The organism is Shinella sp. GW821-FHT11G07 (assembly GCF_058808115.1).
In genome coordinates this window covers 23,054-40,513 of the sequence record NZ_JBXARJ010000006.1, presented here as the reverse complement: position 1 = coordinate 40,513, position 17,460 = coordinate 23,054, and the positions used below count along the sequence as shown (strand labels likewise).

Genomic DNA, 17,460 nt, shown 5'->3' with positions numbered 1-17,460 from the left:
CAATGACCGACACCTCTCTGCCTTCCGTCACTGCCATTCGCCATCCGCTGTTATGGCCATTGCTTGCCACGCTTCTCATCATCGGATGGAGTTCTGGGTTCGTCGGTATTCGATATGCCAATCAGGAGGCGAGCGTCATGCTTCTGCTCTTCTGGCGGACTTTGCTCTCGGGTTTGATCCTCCTGCCCTTCGCGTTGGCCATCGGGCCAAGGATATCGATGCGTGCGGTCAGGGATCAGGCGCTATTCGGCATCAAAGCGGTCTTCCTTTATCTGGGAGGCTTCGCGCTCGCCATAGAGCAGAAAGTGCCAACCGGGCTGGTCGCGCTTATCGCAGACCTTCTTCCGCTTGCTATTGCCGCCCTTTCCCAACCCGTCCTCGGTGAGCGGTTGACGCACCGGCAATGGCTAGGCACCGCGATTGCCGTCTTCGGCGTCTTGATTGTCTCTTTCGATAGCCTCAGTTTCGGCACCGCTCCGATCTGGGCGTACGGTCTGACAGTAGGTTCGATGCTGGTATTCGCCGTGGCCTCGGTCCTCCACAAGCGACGTAAGACGCAGCATATGCCGGTTCATCAGAGCCTCTGCATCCAGACGCTCATGGGTTCGGTCCTCTTCGGCCTCTGCGCATTGACGCAGGGCAGCCTTGCTCCACCGTTGACTCCTGACTTTGCAGTCGGGATGATCTGGCTGGTGTTCATCGCAACGTTCCTCGCCTATGCGGTCTACTATACCAGTCTCCGGCTGTTCCCGGTTGCCAAGGTGAGCGCCGCCATCTACCTCAGCCCACCCGTAACAATGCTATGGGCTTGGATGCTGTTCTCGGAGCCTCTGACCTTCGCAATGTTTGCCGGGCTGGCGGTGACGTTGCTTGGCGTATGGATGACCTCACGGGGCTGATCACTGCGAAATCGGCGGTTACAATGGTGGACCTAACGCGATCCCTGACGAACGTTACGCAGCCTGATAATTCCACGGAAGCTGATCATCGATTCGGCTCGCTTTTGCCCGCTGACGATGGTTGAGAGCGTGTGGGTCAGGTAGACTTGTGGATCGACGGCGTTAAGTTTGTATGTTTCGATCAGCGAGGCGATAGTCGCCAGGTTCTCGGCTCCGGCATCGTGCCCTGCAAAGAGCGCATTCTTCCGATTGAGGGCTATCTGCCGGATAGTCCGCTCGACACTGTTGTTGTCGATCTCGATGCGGCCCTCGTTGGGGAACAGCTTCGGGCCGTCCCCAGTATTTGGCAATGTAGGCGAGAGCCTCCTCGAGTGGGGACTTGGTCGCTGCGCTAGCACAGTGGTGGACGAGCCACTTCTGCATGTCGGCGATCCGCGCCGTGTCGACAAAGCCGGTATCGGGTAGTTCTTTCGCTCCGCGTAGCCCTCGGGGATACGAGCCACGTCATTGCCACCGCCCATTAGACGGGCCGGGGATGTCTCTCCACATCCGCCCGATATAGGCGACACTATCGGGGCCGGTCCAATCGAAGTCCGTCGGCGTGTTGCGTTCTCCGAAGCCCGTTTGCTTCCGTCAGTATTTGGGCTGATACGGCTCGGTCAATGCCGCTCCGGCGCAGTGGTATTACGCTCTGCTAATGATATCCGCTCGAAACAACCGCTCCATCGTGAGGCCGATAGCCAACAGCCCGGTCGCCATCCCCAGAAGGTAACGTTTGCTGAGCAGTGGCGTGTAGTCCATGTAGGTGGAAGTGCGGAACCATTCCACGCAATGCAGGAACGGGTTCCACCAAAGAATGTCCTGAACCTCCGGTGGAAGCTGTGTCGGCATATAGAACACGCCCGAGAGCAACATCAGCGGCAGGTTCAAGATATTCAAGAATGTGTCGTAGCGGGGAATCAGCCCCCCCAACGCGGCATTGAACGTCGCGAACGCAAGCGCGAAGAACAGTATGGCCAGCAGGCATTCCATAAAATCGCCCGGATATACGATGATCGATCGCTCCATGGTGTAGGCGAGGCCGGTCATGAACAGGCCACAGATTATGATCCAGATCGTCGACTCGAGTAGGAACGCTGCGAAGATCGTATCGAGAGGCCGGATGAGAGGGTATGTCAGCATTGGCTGGTTGCTGATGATGGCGCGCTCGGTTTTGCGGGAGATGCCGCGTGTCATCCGGAATCCAAACACGCCGGCTAGAATAAACAGTGCCGCATTGTCGCCAAAAGGAATTGTCGCTTTGAAATACGAGTGAACCGCCAAGAAGATCCCCACATAGGCGGCCGGTTCCAATAATATCCATATGAAGCCGAAACGGCTCTTGCTGAACCGGGTGACAGCATTTCTCACCACAAGCGCTGAAATGACCCTGCTATTTTCCTTCAGCGCGTAGCCCAGAGTCTTTTCGGTGATCATCGCGTGCTGCCCTTAGTCGCCCCATCTGCGGCGATTGGAACATTTATACAGAGAAACTGCACCCGCGGCAACTCAAGTGCTCCCTAGGGGCTTTGTTCTTGCCGGTGTTCCCAATGGGAGAGGGCGGATGAAAGTGTAGGACAGGCGTCCGCTTTCTTAGCGCTTTTCTCCCTGTCGAACTCTCAACCGCCACGAGAAGCGCCTTCCGCGCAACGACCGCTATCGGCCCTAAACAGTCAATCCGCATCCTTTTGTGCTGCGCAGACTATCTTGGAGATGAAAGCATCTTTTTCCGACGTGTAGCGATCTCCGTCATAGGGGAACCGCTTCGCAAGTCGCCGTTTTAGGGCTACGTACGCCGCGGCCGTGTCATCGTGTTGACGTAGGTAGTTTCGAAACAGCATCCGCCGCCTATGAGTCTGGTTTGAGGGAGAGCAGAGATAGACCCTGATCTGCGGTGCATGGCGATTCAAAAGGAAGGCCCAAACATCGTCATCATACCGATTACCGCGAGCTTCGAAGCCTGCGTCGACGAGGGCCGCGCTTGCCTTCGGAACGTCATCTATGTCCGATAGAGTGATATCAAGGTCTAGTATCGGCTTTGCGGCCAAACCCGGCACAGCCGTGCTTCCTATGTGGTCGACGGCCACAACACAGTCCCCGAGTATCGTTTTCAGCAGAAGTTCAGCCGCCAAAAAATCATTTATCCAATTCGGATCGTAAGGAACGAGTTCGACCAAAGTTGGCATGAGCGCATCCGCTAGCGTACGAGACGACCGAAATTAGCCGATTCTGCCAGTGAACGTCTGCTATTGCTGCGAAATCGCCATCTACGCCATGGCGTACGCTATTTCCACCTCGGGAGGCCCGCCTGCCTAAAACAGGATCGCCAGCGGGAAAGGGGAGGCCAGCAAAAAACACGTTGGCCTCTGCGTCTCGGCCGCTATCGCCCACAAATAGTCAGCTGGCTTGGGTTGATTTCCATTCTGGCCGCAACAATCCCATAATTGCGGTATCCCACCGCTCGTTGCCCACTTTGACAGACGATCGCCTTACCCCCTCATGGGAAAACCCAATCTTGGTGTAGGTCCGAATAGCGGGGTCGTTCCAGCTATAAACGTTCAGTTCCGCCCTTTCGATTTCCGGGTAGGAGAAGGCCTTTTCCACGACTGCTTTAAGCATGGGAACCGCGAGGCCTTGTCCTCGACTATTCGGTGCGATCATGACGCGTGCGATCCGGGCGACACCATTTCTCCAATCCAGGGCTAGTTGGACATGACCTACAAGAGCTTGAGTGGCATCAGCAGCCATCCAGCATAAACGTTTGGGTGGTGTTGTTTTTCCCTCGATCAGCATCTGCTCAAGCTGATGGTCGGTGATCGGATAGGTCAGATCAGGCCCTCCCCATTGCACGAGGTCGCGCTCACTGCTGAGCCAGCCACCAAGAGCCGCGAAGTGCTTATTTTCGAGATCGATTAACGTCATGATCGCTGCTGTCATGCGTCATACTTACATGGTCCGGCCTATAAGCCCACAACTCCAATGCAATGACCGCTTCTAGCGCGAAGCTGCTGCCTCCGTCAGAGCAGCAACTCTATTCCATCTTCGGTAGCTCGACAGTCTGAGGAGTGGCCACCACGGACGTAAACGCGTCGCGTTGGGTGATTGCTACCGTTTAGATACGGTGGCTCTCATGAGCTTGCCGATATACGAAACGTCCTCTTGAACGGTTGCCGTTCTGAGGGACGCCTTGCCTTCCTTGTTCTCGGCGCTGATCGTGAGAGTGATATGGGACCCCACAGCATGTGGTTTGACGAACAGTATTTTCTCGGAATCGAGCAGTATGGGGGAGTTGTTCTCCGTCGTTAGCTGCAACCATGCCATTCGTCCGTCTCCGTATTAATCTTTCTGGCGGTTTCGCGAGCACTTCACGAAACCGATCGACGATGCTTTTACGGACGAGGCGGTAAATATATTCAAAACAGATTTGTCGTGATGTCCGAAAGCTAGCATAGGTCTTTCCAAGAGGCGCCCCTCGGTCAAAATATTGGCGAATTTGTTTCGGTTCGTCAAAGCTAACGCAAATTCATGCCGAGGTGCGGCCGCGCTGGAAATGAAGCCCGTCACAGACGGGTTGAGGCGGTGGAAGCTTCTCGGCATGGGAGCTCTCGGCATAGGCGGCGCCGCGCTTGGCATTTCATTTGCGGACGCCCTCAAGAGAATCGCTAGGCTGTTGAGCGGCCGGTAGCATCCACAGGTGGCAGGCTGTTCTTGCGCGGTGCCGAAAAACAGTCAACGATTGCACGGCGCGTCTTCCGCTTTTTCATCGATGTTGAAGAAAGGCGTGCAATTTCAGTCTCCACACGAGGTGAGTTATGCCGGCAACTCCGCTTACGACAGATGATCTCCTACCTCCGTTTCAGAACAGAGCCGCTGCGGAGGCCGCAAACGTAGCCAATACGGTCAGAACCTTGACTGTGGCTTCACGCGACATCTTGCTCCACTACATCCGCGATACAGCGGGTACGGCGTTGACGACCGCTGATGGTGCAAAGTGGTCCCCGGCGGGCGATGTTTATCCTGACCATTGGGAAGAGAATACCACACCGGGCACGACAGACATGACCGCAGCGTTAAACGCCTCGTCGGCTTTTGGCGGGTTCAAAAGGCTTTTCCCCAGCCGATACCTGGTGAGCGACGGTATTGTTTTCTCTGGTCATGCGACTGGGTTGATTGGTGCGGGATCGGAGCGAACTTTCGTCGAAACTCTGCGCAACGATATCGATATCATTTCTTTCGACCATCCCTCCGAAAATCGAGTGCTGGAGCCGCAGGCTACGGGCGTGACGATCCGATATCGTGGGACGGGGCGGAAGCTTTCCGGCGCCCACATACGGGGTGTGAAGACCGTTCTTCGTGCATACTTCGAGGACATCGAGTTCGAAAACGTCTACGACGGCTTCCATTTCAACGGTGTTCAAGGGTGGATACGAAATTGTTATTTGACGCAGCCCCGCTATCTCCCGGGGGAGAGGGGCCGCTTCGGCTTCAATTTTGAAACGGTTGGCGAAGCGGCAAAGGCATACGATCTCCACATCAGTAATTGCGACATCTTTGCTCAGTTATCGGGTCTGAATGAAAGCGGGCTTGAAGCTGCTGTACGGATCAATGTTTGCGACGGCATTTATTTCACGACGTGCCATTTCCAGGGAACTGAAAGCCACTGGCTTATTAACCCGACCGGGGCCGAAAAAGATAGCACGGTCGCATCCATACTCGCTACAAACTGCTATTTCGACACGTCGTTCGGATCGCACGTGACATTCACTGGTTCCACCAATCAGCGCCGCTACCGCAACATTTTCTTCACAGGGTGCCAATTCCGCGACGCCAAAGGATCTCTTGGATCAATTGTCATCGACGCAGCTGTCGAACGCCTCGGCATTACGGGCGGCACAATTCGGGATAGCGCCCGTAACGGCATCGTTACTACGCCTAATGGTGTCACGGCTAAGGCAGTCACCGTAACGGGGGTTCAGTTCGTGGGTAACAACGTGGGCGTCCCGGGCAGCGCCGCTGCTGGCGACATAACCTACGGTGGCGACGGCATGAACGCCACCGGGAACACCTTTGTAGCGGGAGGCCCTTCGGGGCACGCCATCAGTTTCCTCGCCTCTGCGAACAATTGTGAAGAGGCATCGAACAACATCGCGGAGAGCACGGCGGCGCAGGGCATAAAGGATGCCGGAGTCGATAACTGGCATGATGGCCTACGCAATGCCTCAGGAATTGGTTTTGAGTACCGGAAGCATAAGGACGGTTGGTTGCAGATACAGGCCACGATCGCAATTCCGCCCGCTCCGACGGCGGATACAAGTTGGGTTTTTCCGCACGCCTTCGCGTCCGGGGTTGCCCCCAATGTGACGGGAACCGTGGCTAACGGCCCCGGTGCGACCCCTGTACCGCACATATTCAATTTGTCCGGCGGGCCGTCGAATACTGCGGTCGGCTTCAACGTGTTCAACGTCTCTGGTGCCAGGGTTGGTTCCATCACGGCCCGTCTCCGCGCAACTGGGCGCTGGAAGTAGCTCTGCGGCCATCACGAAGACCGCATCAATGAGTTCCAAAACCTCGTTAGCCAGCAGGCCGGCATGACTCGCTCCCAATAGCCTCGCCTCACACACCGCGCTTACCTCCTTATCGATCTGCGCGGCTCTAAGACTTTCTTGAAGGGGCCATCCTCCTAGATGATGAAGAAGTCGGCATTGGTCAACGCAAGGCCTGTTGCAAGCTTGGCGAACTCGACGGCTCCACCGGAACCAGAACCATTGCTGTCGTAGATCAACGTGCCGGTCGAAGAGTTGTAGATGATCCGGTCGCTTGTGTCCGCGGCGGCTGAGCCGATACGGAAAGCGGCTGAGGAAAGCCCACCGTTCGCACCCACCGCCGTGAAGATGGCGTTGTCCAGAGAGATCGTGTCATTGACGAAGCTGAAGTCGGTGATCGTGTCGACGTTTGTTGCTCCGAGCGCTGTGTTGAACAGGAACGTATCGTTTCCGCCGCCCCCTGTCAGCGTGTCATTGCCGGCCCTGCCGTTCAGCGTATCGTTGCCATTGCCGCCGATCAGGATGTTGTTACCGCTGTTGCCAGTCAGCGCATCGTTGAAAGCGGAACCGGTCAGGTTTTCGATCGACGAATAGGTGTCGCCCGCTGCGTCGCCGGTATTGCTGGCGGGGGTTGTCAGGCTTGCGACCACGCCGGCAGTTGCCGTCTGATAAGAAGACCTGTCCGATCCAGCGCCACCGGACAGCGCATCAGCACCCGCGCCGCCAATCAGGGTGTCGTTGCCGTCCTGGCCGGCCAGATTGTCACTACCGCCGAGCCCGGAAATGGTGTCGTTGCCACCACCGCCGGCGATGCTGTTGTTGGCGTTGTTGCCCGTCAGCGCATCGTTGAAGGCCGAGCCGGTTAGATTTTCGATTGAATTGTATCGGTCGCCGGCAGCCTCACCGGTGTTGCTGGCGGGATTGAACAGGTTGACGATCACGGCCGCCGCCGCATTGTCGTATGTAGCTAGGTCAGAACCGATACCGCCAGACAGATAGTCTGCGCCAACCCCGCCGTTAAGCACGTCATTGCCGTCACCCCCCTCAAGCGTGTCATTGCCAGCATAGCCGTAGAGCACATCATTGCCAGCCAGGCCCACGAGCCGATCCATGCCTATGCCCCCCTTCAGCACGTCTCCCTTTGCCGTTCCGCTGGTCGTCTCCAGGAGGTCGGTGACAACAATGGTGAAAACTTTCGTCACCTTGTGCACGCCATCGGATACTTCGATCGTCACCGTGTCCTTCTGCACCTTCTCGTAGTCGATGGCCTTCGCCGTCACGAGCCTGGCGCCCGAGAGCTTGAAGAGGCCGCCGGCGCTGTCGAGGAGCTTGTAGGTAAGCACCTTGCCCTCCGGGTCCTTCGCCGAAAATGTGCCGACGAGTGTTCCGGTCGCGGCGTTTTCCTTCAGCCCGGTGCCGGTCAGCGCCGGAACCGCAGGCGCCTCGTTGACGTCCTTCACGTTGATCATAAGGGTCTGCGTATCTATCAGCCGGCCGTCGCTGACCTGCACAATCAGGTCGTAGATATTGTTCTTGCCGCTGTCCTTGGGGGTCTCGAAGTCGGGCGCAGCCTTGAAAAGAAGAGCGCCGGTGCGGGCATCTATGGTGAAGAGCGCTTTGTCCGTGCCGCCGACGATGGAATAGGTGAGCGTTGCCGCCTCCTTGTCGGTTGCCTTGACGGTGGTGACGGCCTTCGTGTTCTCCGCGATCGAAATCGTGGCCGTCGCACCGCCGCCAGTCGAGGTGAGGACGGGGTTATAGTTCAAGGTGTGGGTGACGAGATTGTAGGTCAGGTTGGAAAAGCTGACGGACGTCAAACCAGTAATGCCATCGACGCCGGCGGCGAGGAAGGCCTTCAGCTCGGTGTAGGTCAGCGACTTCAGCTCCGTGGCCGTCATGTCGATCTCGATGCGGTCGACACCGGCTGCGCCGAGCACGTCGCCCGTCGCCTTGGCAAACGTCTTCGCCTCGGCGTAGCTGAGCTTGATGGTAATCGCATCTGCCGCGACAAAACCGATCCCCGCGCCGACATAAGCGTCGGCCTGCGCCAGCGAAAGTGTCAGTGCGTTGTCGGAAACGTCGATCCTGTCGACGTTGATGGACTTCAATGCCGGAATGTCGGTGATATCAGGGTCCTTCAGCGACGCTGCCGTGGCGGTCACGATGACCGTATCGGCCGCATCGAACACCAGGCCGTTGGCGGCAAAGCTCATCGCGCGCGCCATGCTCAGGTTGACCGTGCCATCGGTGACGTCGACGGCGGTCACGCCGAGTCGGCTCAAGGTTGTGATGTTGGCGATCGTCAAGCCGGCGATCGTGCTCGCGTAGTCGGTGAGTTTGATCTTGTCCAGACCGATGCCGACATAGCTGTCGATCACGCCGCCGGTGAGCGCCAGCAGCGCGGCGGCCTTGTCAGCCATGGTTGCTGTATAGCCGGAGGCGAAGGTCATGCCGTTCGTCTTGATTGCGGAGACCTGTGCGGCCGTGAAGGAGAGGCCCGCCTCGTCGGTGGCCAGCGACTTGACGCCGAATGAGGCAAAGGACGTCAGCGTTGAGCCGGTAAGCGTTGCCGCCTGGCCGCCCGTCACGGAAAGGGTGACGACATCGTTGCCGGCGATCTGTACGCCGGCGCTTCGCAAGGCATTGATTTGTGCGAGGGACAGCGTGACCTGGTCGTTGCTCACATCGAGTGACGTAATGCCCAGCGCCAGGAAGTAGGCGATCGCGCTTGTGCCGAGTGCCGCGATATTTTCTGCCGTATCGACGACCGTCACGCTGTCGCTACCGGCAGTGACCGACATGCCGTTTGCTCCGAAGGCCACCAGTTGCGCAGTGTTCAGCGCGACAGGGCCGTCGAGCGTTCGCACACCATCGACGCCGCTTGCGACGAGCTCAGCGATTTCGGCGGCGCCAAGCCCTCCGATTGTTGCCGCGCTGTCTTCGACAAATATCCCGTCGCCTGCCGCAAAGCGGATGCCGGCCGCGCGGAAGACGCCGAGCGCACTGACCGTCAGCGTGAAAGCGTCGTCGGTCAGGTCTATGAGGGAAACGCCCCAGGCGCCGAGTGCGGCAACGTCGGCATTGGCAAGGGCGGCGAGATGGGTAGCCGTATCGGCAATCGTGATGACATCGCCGGCAGCAAACCGCAGTCCAGCATCCATCAGCAGGCCAGCCCGTTCGAGCGTGAGCGATGCCGCATTGCCAGGAAGATCGAGGATATCGGTACCCATCTGCGCAAGTGTCGTGATTTTCTCAGCCGTGAGCGCCGCAAGCTCGCTCGCCGTCAGCGTCACTGTGAAGACATTGGTGCTCGCAAACTCGATGCCGGCCGTCAAGAAAGCGTCGGCCTGCGCCAATGTCAGCGCAATAACCTGGTCGGTCACGTCGATATGTGTCACACCAAGGGTCTTCAGGGCCGAAATCTGCGCCACGGAGAGATCGTCCAGCGCCGCGCCGGAGCCGGTCACCGTCATCGAAATCGCGCCTGCGATCTTGAAGCTCGCTAGGGCGCTCAGGGAAAGAGCGATATCCTTTGTAAGGGTCACCGCGCCAGCATCGGAGACCTTGATCGTGGTCACGCCAAGTTCGGCGAAATCCTCGACATCGCCGCTTGTCAGAGCGGAGACGGCATCGGCGTTCGCCTTGAAGGAAACCGCTTCGGTGTCATGTGTGAAGTGCTTGGAAAAGATGCCAGAGCCGCTACCGTCATAGGACCGCCAGGTGACCGCAACGTCGCGATTGGGCAGGACGCTGATCCGGGGATTGGATTCGAGCCCGCGTCCTCCGAGTGTGACGCTGGTCTCTCCGCCCACCTTGTTCCCTTCGGCATCCATGATCTGGACGAAGATTTCGGCTCCATTGAGAAGCGGCGACACCCAGGTGACGGCGAAGCCGCCATCCGGCAATGCCACCACGTCCTGCTGGCGCTGTTCGCCGTCCACCGTAGTGTTGACGCGGGTTTCCAGCCCCACCCTGGCGCCTGTGGCATCGAAGACTTGCGAGTGAACGCCGGTCGACGAGCCGTCGTCGGCGAGCCAGGTGATGACATAACCGCCATCGGCAAGGGCCGTAACCGTTTGGTTGGACTGGATTCCGTCCGGAGTGGTTGGGACCTTTGTTGCCCCACCGACAGGGTTTCCGGACCCATCGAACAATTGCGCGTACAAGGCACGCACGTCGCCCTCTAAGGATACCCAGGTGATGACGAACCCGCCGCCGAGCAGCTTGGACAGCATCGCATTGAACTGGTAGGACGACGTATCGGTGTTGACGAGGAATGAACCGCCGATCTTGTTGCCGTCGGCGCTGATGAGCTGGGCGCGCACGTCGCTCATACCGCTGCCGTCCAGAGCCGTCCAAACGACGACGAGGTTGCCATTCGACAGGACCGTTATGCCGATAGGCTGCTGGTCGCTCTCCCGATAGTCGGTGCCCACAAGAATTTCGCTTCCCACGGCGTTGCCGCCAGCGTCGAACAGCTGGGCCCGGACGGATCCATCGTCCGCGTTCACCCAACTCACGGCATATCCACCATCGACAAGCGCCGTCACGTTGTTGCGCACCTGCGCGCCTGCCGTTTCGGTATTGACCTGCGTTTCAACACCAACCGGATTGCCGTCGGCATCAAACTTCTGCGCATAGAGGCCGACACCCGATCCATCCTGGCCGGAGGATTGCCATGCGATGACGTAACCGCCGTCTGCCAGCTTAGAGGCGACCGGAAAGCCAAGGTTGCCCGCATAGGTGCTGGCGGGTGTCTCGCCGCCGACCTTCTTGCCGTCGGCGTCGAAGCGCTGCGTGTAGATTCCTGTTTTGCCGTCGCTACTCTGGTAGGATAGCCATGCCACCACATAGCCGCCGTCTGCCAAGGCTATAGCGTGTTGCTGGTTCTGGTTACCGCTCGTGGACGTATTGACCCGCGTATCATCCGGCGAGGTCGCGCTGATGGTCTCATAACGGCTGATCGCCGTGATATCGGCACCGGCAAGCGCCTTGATCTGTGCCAGTGTGAGGTCCAGTGCGCGATCGGTCGCGACGAGCGCGGAGCCGCCCAAGCCTGCGATGCCATCGATGCCGGCTGCGCTCAAACCTTCCAGATTGATGGCACTGTCCTTGATGGTAATGACGTCGTCTTCTCCGAAATGCCCGCCCGCCGCGATAAGCTCCGCAGCCTCCGCCACAGTCAGCGTGGCGCCGTTATCGTCGAGGTCGATCTCCTGTTTGGGCAGGCCGGGCTGGATCTGGGAGTGGATTTCGGCAAACGTGCTCACGTTGGGACCTCTGAACAATTATGTGCCCGGGCGGCACGGCGGTTAGCAGCCGCTGCGGCACAAGGGCAGACGCTCCCGGCCGCGACGCCGCCAGGATGGTGGAGATATTCCTGCTTGTTATTTGAAATGAGGAAGGCTTGCCTTTACATCGGCAATGCTATGGCGAAGTTGGGTGGCAGACGCCAAATAATTGATTTCATGACGCTTCCTTAAAGGTTATGCACTCATAACCAGAGAAAAAGACAGGATCAACACAAGAAGCAGCTGGCACACCGGTGCACCCAAAATTGAGTCACGCGCATGACGAAGCAATATCATAGTGCGAAATTGGCCTGGTAGAAGCGCTGGGAAGGAGATCTTTCAGTGTTTGGCGCAATCGACACAACGCAGCCTTCAGAACCGAACGCTGATTTCAATCCGATGACAGGGAGCGGTGGCCCCGCATTCTTTGCCGTCCTGCGCGATGCCGCGGAACAACTGCTCGCGATGCATGATGTTGCGCCGAGAGTGGTGCGCTATGTCGCCAGCATGCAGAAATGGTTGATCACACAGGCAATCATCGCCCTTCATTTTGAGCGAAAACATGACGAGACACGCCCGCCGTTGACAGCCGGCTCGCTGATCGAATTCTTCGCTCAACAGCAGACCTTCAGCAAGAACACATTGACCGCCCATCTGGCGGAAATGCATGCTTATGGATTGCTCTTATCGCAGGAAAGCAGCGACAGGCGCGTCAAGCCGCTGCAACTGAGCACCCATGGCGAAGCCTTGGTCGGTCGGTGGCTGGAAAGCCATCTTTCCGCTCTTGATCGGCTGGATGGCGGCGATCGCGCTTACCAGCTTGCCCGCCGAGCCGCCTGCGAGCGTAGATCTGTTCGTCCGCACGGAATCGGGAAGCAACATCCTCCACGAACTCATCTGCCGGCTACCTGCCATTACAAATCTTGATAAGCCTGTTTGTCTCGGTCGGCTCCATGCGAGCGGGATATCTACCCGGCACACCCTGTCGCGCGGTCATCTGCAGAGAGTATTTTCTCGGGCGCGGGCGGAAGGGCTACTTGTCTGGAGCATTCCTGGCAACCAAGGCGACCTGTCCGTCTCTCAGGTTTTGCTCCAGGACTACGCTCGTTGGCAGTGCGTCAAATTCGACGCTATTTTTGCAGCATATAACCAGCACAGGAGTGCGGGGCCGAGAGACTTAGCGCCACCGAAACATCGGTGCAAAGGGTGACTGGTACTATCGTGTGGAGACGTCTTTTGTGTTTCAAGCGCCTGATTTCCGCAAAAATTCGATTAACGACCGAACTTTCCCCGTCGCGTAGACGATGTCTTCACTCGGCATGTGGACAGTGATCTCAACCTCCTTCCAGCCGGCGCCATTCTCGCGAGCATAAGCTACGGCGGTCGTCAACGAGGGCAATACTGCAACCGCATGATCCGCCGTCCAAAGCTGAACTGAACATTCAGCGTTGGCGTATTTTGAGAATGCGCCAATTGGATCGAAAGCCATAATATTCTCCAGTCATTCGCCGGCTGAGAGTCAGGCACCTCGGCACTTCGAAACTCTCACCCATGTCTATAGCAGAATCAGGCAATACACTACTTGATGTAGCCGAGAGCATAAATCGGCAGCTCGCCGGTATGAAACAGGATCGTCGGTGGGACGTCACTCATTGCAACCGCCCCTACAGATTAAAGAAGAGGCGAAGAACTCCAGCTACGACACTGGCGGCCGCGCTGGCACTCCTTAAAACGAAACGACCGGAGGGGGACCAGCACAGGTTCATCATGGAACTGGCGATGGTCGTGTCAAAAGCATTAGCGGCAGTGGCTACCGGCGATGTTCTAAGCATCTCTCGGCAGCGGTTTCGGCGGCGCAGCCGCAAAGCACCAAAGCCATTGCTCCGGCGCAAATTCTCAACCTATCCACCGGGTCCCCTCGGATGTGTGAGCGCTAGCGTAAGAGGCGTTTGCTGCGATCCGCTATAGTGTGTGGCGATAATCCACAGGTTTAAATCCGGTGGCCAATGATCGCTCAGGGGCTGAAAACTCATAGGTTGTTTAAAGATTGAGTAATTTAGCGATTGTGGCGCAGGGCTTCGATAGCGCTATCCGATCTTTGGCTAGGTGCTCCTTCATGCTTCGTCATTTTCGTTGCGTTGTCAGTTGCTTACTTCTCTTCGTCTCCTCCTTTTCGATTTCCCCAGCCCTGGCCGACGAGATTCCGATCGGGAATCTGCCACAATTGACTGAAAGCACTGGTGGTGATGACGCCGGGACAATCGACGACAGCCTGAAGGTTCCGATTGAGCCGCATGCCTATGAAGGGCAACGTGACGGGCAGATACTAAGCCCGGACGATCTGGAAAGTATGCAACCCAAACTCGATCTGGCAACGCCGGAAAAGTCATCCTCTCGCGCATCCGCGTCCGCTGCCGTATCTACGGAAAACAATGCGGCGACTGACGGGCAAATCACGGGTGTGGACGAAACCCCCACCCCTGTGCTTCCGTCGCTGGCAGAGGTCATGAGCAATGGCGGGCTGAGCTATAAGTTCCCGATCAAGGTGCCGGCGTTCCGCGGTTTGGAGCCCAAACTCTTCTTGAACTACAATTCAAGCCGAAAGACGGCTGTGAACGGTACATATCAAGGTTGGCTCGGATACGGCTGGGGTCTTGATGGCATCGCTGTGATCGAGCGAATGCGGCCTAAGATGACACTGCTGAACGGCACGGCGGCGGATGTGACTGTCAACTTTTCCTATGGTCCCGATGGCGCCCGGGTGAAGAAATCCTCCATCTTCGGCATCACCTACTACCCGGATGCCGAAGTCGCAGGCGGCGTCTTACTGCGGTTTAAGCGTCCCGACATTTGGTTCAGTATGCCCCGTGCGCGCTATCGCACTGGGTGTCGGCGTGCGTATGGAGCGCTACGATGTTCGCGCGATCGACCGGTGGATCGACGGCTTAGCCGGTGCGGGCGAGTCCTTGCGCACGGCCGATCAACTATTGGACGCCCTATGACGGGCACGATTGTTCGGATTAAGGGGCTCAAACGCTACTTCGAGCCGAAAAGCGGGAAGTGGTACGCCTATCACCGCAAATCGGGGCGCCGCATTGCAGCCGAGTTCGGCACGCCGGAATTCTTCGCCGAGTTTAACGCCATAGAGGTGGAGACCAAAGGCAAAGAAGCCAAGCCGGGAAACGTTGCTGCCCTTATAGAAACGTGCCGCCGCTCAACGGGCTTTCAAGTTTTGAAGATCCGCACCAAGTCGGACTATCAGAAGGTGCTTGAGTATCTGAAGCCCCTCGGCCCATCGCCCCTATCAGAGCTAACGCAAGGGTGGGTCGCCAGATTGCGGGATAAGACCTTCGAGAAAAAGAAGCGGAAGTTCACCAACTACACGCTCACCGTCCTTAGCATGCTCTTCGAGCACGCCATCGAACAAGAGCTTATGGCTGTTAATCCCGTGGCGAAGGTCAAGCGCGTGCGCAAGCCGACCGACGCGCCGGAAGCGAATCGGCCTTGGCTGGATGCTGAGCGCCATGCGGTTTCTGGCGTCCTGCCAGCTCATATGCGCTTGCCAATCATGCTCATGATGTACTGCGGCTTAGACCCCCAGGATGCCCTCACACTGCCCCGCACAGCGGCATCAGGCGGCAGGCTGGATAACTTGCCGTGGTAAGACGCCTGTATGGGTGCCCCTGCCGCAGCCTGTCATGGACGCCATAGCATCGGAGCCAAAGCACTCGGCAATCACCCTATGCGCCAACAGTTACGGCAAGCCATGGACCTATAACGGCTTCTCAACGAACTGGGCGAAGATAAAAGCCAAGTTGGAAGAGGCTGGAGAAGTCCAACCGGGGCTAACCCTCAAGGGCCTGCGGCATACCGTTGCCACCATTCTTCGAGAGATGGGCAAGAACTACAGCGCCATTGCCGAAATGCTCGGCCAAAAGACCGAAGCAATGGCCAAGCACTATTCACGCCGTGCCGACATGTCGAAGCAGATGGCTCAGACCATCGGTGACTTTGACGCCGAGGTGAACAGAAGGAAAACAGGAACCGTCTAGAACGGTAGAAAATCCTGTCTAGACGCGACAAGGATGAGACCGAACTAACGAGCTAAAAATTGAGAAAAGCCAAGCCATTAGGAATGGTGCCCGGAGGCGGATTTGAACCACCGACACGCGGATTTTCAATCCTGCGCTATTTCTGGTTGTTCAATAGCTTCTGAGGGAAATTCTGTCAAACCGCCGCCTGAACTTCAAAGGCTTAGCGGCGATTTGTCAAACTCTGGCGGGCTTCCCGAAGCTCTACAATCAAGCCTGGAATGCCGCCTTCAGATCATTCGAGAGGCGCGGCACCTCTTCGGTGAGCGATCAGCGAAACGACTGTGGGCTGCACTCCATCTTCCAGACCCAGATGCATGTTGGTCGGTTCGGGCGACTGGTGGTCGACATGCCGACATCAGTGAGTTCATTCAAGAGTGTCTTGTCGCTGATAGGTCGTCGGTGGTGCCCGCCTCGATGGCGCATGCATCAATGTCAGACTGGCTTCATCGCCGGAACCGCCCCCCTATAAATAGATCAGCTTTCGGGAAGGCTATGCTGGCAGCCGGCGTGCCCAGGCGACGTTCCAATGGGACGATCTACGTCGGTGTCCGACTTGCTCACTCGCCCGGACCCTCTGAGTATGGCGAAGCCGACCTTCTGGCGCTCATGTCCGCGCCAGGCCCACACCCTCGGCGCGGTAGCGCGGACATCAAGGACAGCTAGCTGTCCACAGTCGGACACCAAGCCAAAGGGCTCGGGCAGAGATATGACAATGAAATCAACAAATGGACAGCTAGGACAGCAAAATCCGCGCGGCGCTATATGCGCGAGATGAAGTGAAGCAAAAGAAAATAAATTTGCCTCATGGTGTAGGTTAGTTTCTTGCTGTCCTAGCTGTCCATTTGTTGATTTCATTAAATAATCTCTGCCCTATTAGTATTCTACATGTCCATTATTTAAACCTTGCTGTCCTAGCTGCCCAAATGAAGGAAAGAGGAAGATGAGGGGATGAAATTCCAAGGGAGCAGGGGGGGGGCAAAAGTCTGGAAGGCCACAGGGGCCGAGACCGCACGGGTGGCACGGCCAGATTTATTTTTTGTCGATGGTTTTTCCCACCGAAACGGATTTCTGGACGAAGGGAGCCGGCCACAGTCGAAAAAATGAGAAGCAAATACAGCTAGTTAAAGCGTCAGTCCGCTGAAAAAGCACGGCGGCGCGATGTGTTTTTCCCACAATCCTAAGATCGAGGATAGCAGATGACTGAAGCACCGACAGCAACGCCGCACGAGCAGTTTTGCGACAAGGCGATAGACTATTCCACACGGCTCCTGCTCCGGCAGGATGGGGTTGATTTCGACCTGATCCTTGATCGGATGCTGACATTCTGCGCGGCGCACATGTGCCTGAATGGCGGCTCGATGATGGCCGCCGAGCACTTCCGCGACATTGCCGACAAGCTCGACGCCGGCATGTTTCACCACATCACCGGCGAAAACTTCTCGGCCGGCGAGAAGCATTGACGCGATTTCGGTCTGGTGGCATTCTCCGATTTGCGTTGATCGGGTCCTTCACTGGCCTAGCCGGGGAGCAAACCGACAACCACCTTCGGCAGTACCGGCCACCAAACCGGGCGCGAAGCATCAATCCGGGCATC

General features: G+C 57.5%; 11 protein-coding genes and 2 pseudogenes. 7 read left to right on the top strand and 6 right to left on the bottom strand.

The genetic code is table 11. From position 1 onward, the window contains the following. Positions 1 to 2: 2 nt before the first annotated feature. Positions 3 to 899, top strand: coding sequence for a DMT family transporter (locus AC1RT2_RS13160; RefSeq protein ID WP_493102451.1), 897 nt, complete (start codon positions 3 to 5; stop codon positions 897 to 899). A 54-nt stretch (positions 900 to 953) separates the two neighbouring features. Here AC1RT2_RS13160 and AC1RT2_RS13155 read toward each other — a convergent pair. From AC1RT2_RS13155 to AC1RT2_RS13140, 4 genes and pseudogenes are all read right to left on the bottom strand, one after another. Then, a pseudogene (locus tag AC1RT2_RS13155) lies at positions 954 to 1,313 on the bottom strand (IS66 family transposase); the annotation flags it as partial. A 270-nt stretch (positions 1,314 to 1,583) separates the two neighbouring features. Continuing rightward, the gene (locus tag AC1RT2_RS13150; RefSeq protein WP_493102449.1) at positions 1,584 to 2,375 is read right to left on the bottom strand and encodes an ABC transporter permease; all 792 of its coding nucleotides are present in this window, start codon (positions 2,373 to 2,375) and stop codon (positions 1,584 to 1,586) included. A 236-nt stretch (positions 2,376 to 2,611) separates the two neighbouring features. Next, positions 2,612 to 3,124: a GrpB family protein gene (locus AC1RT2_RS13145; RefSeq protein ID WP_493102447.1), complete on the bottom strand. Its 513-nt coding sequence runs from the start codon at positions 3,122 to 3,124 to the stop codon at positions 2,612 to 2,614. 211 nt (positions 3,125 to 3,335) lie between these two features. After that, positions 3,336 to 3,875: a GNAT family N-acetyltransferase gene (locus tag AC1RT2_RS13140; RefSeq protein WP_493102445.1), complete on the bottom strand. Its 540-nt coding sequence runs from the start codon at positions 3,873 to 3,875 to the stop codon at positions 3,336 to 3,338. A gap of 613 nt (positions 3,876 to 4,488) precedes the next feature. Here AC1RT2_RS13140 and AC1RT2_RS13135 point away from each other — a divergent pair. Both AC1RT2_RS13135 and AC1RT2_RS13130 read left to right on the top strand, forming a co-directional pair. Next, positions 4,489 to 4,623, top strand: a pseudogene (locus tag AC1RT2_RS13135) (DUF1515 family protein); the annotation flags it as partial. A gap of 247 nt (positions 4,624 to 4,870) precedes the next feature. Beyond that, positions 4,871 to 6,463 (top strand): hypothetical protein, encoded by a 1,593-nt coding sequence (locus AC1RT2_RS13130; protein ID WP_493102443.1) that lies wholly within the window; start codon positions 4,871 to 4,873, stop codon positions 6,461 to 6,463. Positions 6,464 to 6,618: 155 nt separating this feature from the next. Here the strand turns inward: AC1RT2_RS13130 and AC1RT2_RS13125 are convergent, their stop codons facing one another. Next, positions 6,619 to 11,751: a beta strand repeat-containing protein gene (locus tag AC1RT2_RS13125; RefSeq protein ID WP_493102441.1), complete on the bottom strand. Its 5,133-nt coding sequence runs from the start codon at positions 11,749 to 11,751 to the stop codon at positions 6,619 to 6,621. 363 nt (positions 11,752 to 12,114) lie between these two features. Here AC1RT2_RS13125 and AC1RT2_RS13120 point away from each other — a divergent pair, with 363 nt between their 5' ends. Beyond that, positions 12,115 to 12,699: a hypothetical protein gene (locus AC1RT2_RS13120; protein WP_493102439.1), complete on the top strand. Its 585-nt coding sequence runs from the start codon at positions 12,115 to 12,117 to the stop codon at positions 12,697 to 12,699. Positions 12,700 to 13,015: 316 nt separating this feature from the next. Here AC1RT2_RS13120 and AC1RT2_RS13115 read toward each other — a convergent pair whose 3' ends face one another. Beyond that, entirely contained in the window at positions 13,016 to 13,261 is a 246-nt protein-coding gene (locus tag AC1RT2_RS13115) for a hypothetical protein (protein WP_493102437.1), read from the bottom strand. A 627-nt stretch (positions 13,262 to 13,888) separates the two neighbouring features. Between AC1RT2_RS13115 and AC1RT2_RS13110 the strand changes: the two genes are divergently transcribed. From AC1RT2_RS13110 to AC1RT2_RS13100, 3 genes are all read left to right on the top strand, one after another. Next, positions 13,889 to 15,436: a hypothetical protein gene (locus tag AC1RT2_RS13110; RefSeq protein WP_493102435.1), complete on the top strand. Its 1,548-nt coding sequence runs from the start codon at positions 13,889 to 13,891 to the stop codon at positions 15,434 to 15,436. A 34-nt stretch (positions 15,437 to 15,470) separates the two neighbouring features. Beyond that, a complete protein-coding gene (locus tag AC1RT2_RS13105) occupies positions 15,471 to 15,824 on the top strand; it encodes a tyrosine-type recombinase/integrase (RefSeq protein WP_493102433.1) in 354 nt (117 codons plus the stop codon). A 1,238-nt stretch (positions 15,825 to 17,062) separates the two neighbouring features. Further along, the gene (locus AC1RT2_RS13100; protein WP_493102431.1) at positions 17,063 to 17,326 is read left to right on the top strand and encodes a hypothetical protein; all 264 of its coding nucleotides are present in this window, start codon (positions 17,063 to 17,065) and stop codon (positions 17,324 to 17,326) included. Positions 17,327 to 17,460 lie beyond the last annotated feature (134 nt).

Bases quoted from the DNA above. Each gene is read 5' to 3' on its own strand.
- AC1RT2_RS13160 (WP_493102451.1), top strand. From the start codon at position 3: ATGACCGACACCTCTCTGCCTTCCGTCACTGCCATTCGCCATCCGCTG.
- AC1RT2_RS13150 (WP_493102449.1), bottom strand. From the start codon at position 2,375: ATGATCACCGAAAAGACTCTGGGCTACGCGCTGAAGGAAAATAGCAGG.
- AC1RT2_RS13145 (WP_493102447.1), bottom strand. From the start codon at position 3,124: ATGCCAACTTTGGTCGAACTCGTTCCTTACGATCCGAATTGGATAAAT.
- AC1RT2_RS13140 (WP_493102445.1), bottom strand. From the start codon at position 3,875: ATGACAGCAGCGATCATGACGTTAATCGATCTCGAAAATAAGCACTTC.
- AC1RT2_RS13115 (WP_493102437.1), bottom strand. From the start codon at position 13,261: ATGGCTTTCGATCCAATTGGCGCATTCTCAAAATACGCCAACGCTGAA.
- AC1RT2_RS13110 (WP_493102435.1), top strand. From the start codon at position 13,889: ATGCTTCGTCATTTTCGTTGCGTTGTCAGTTGCTTACTTCTCTTCGTC.
- AC1RT2_RS13105 (WP_493102433.1), top strand. From the start codon at position 15,471: ATGGACGCCATAGCATCGGAGCCAAAGCACTCGGCAATCACCCTATGC.
- AC1RT2_RS13100 (WP_493102431.1), top strand. From the start codon at position 17,063: ATGACTGAAGCACCGACAGCAACGCCGCACGAGCAGTTTTGCGACAAG.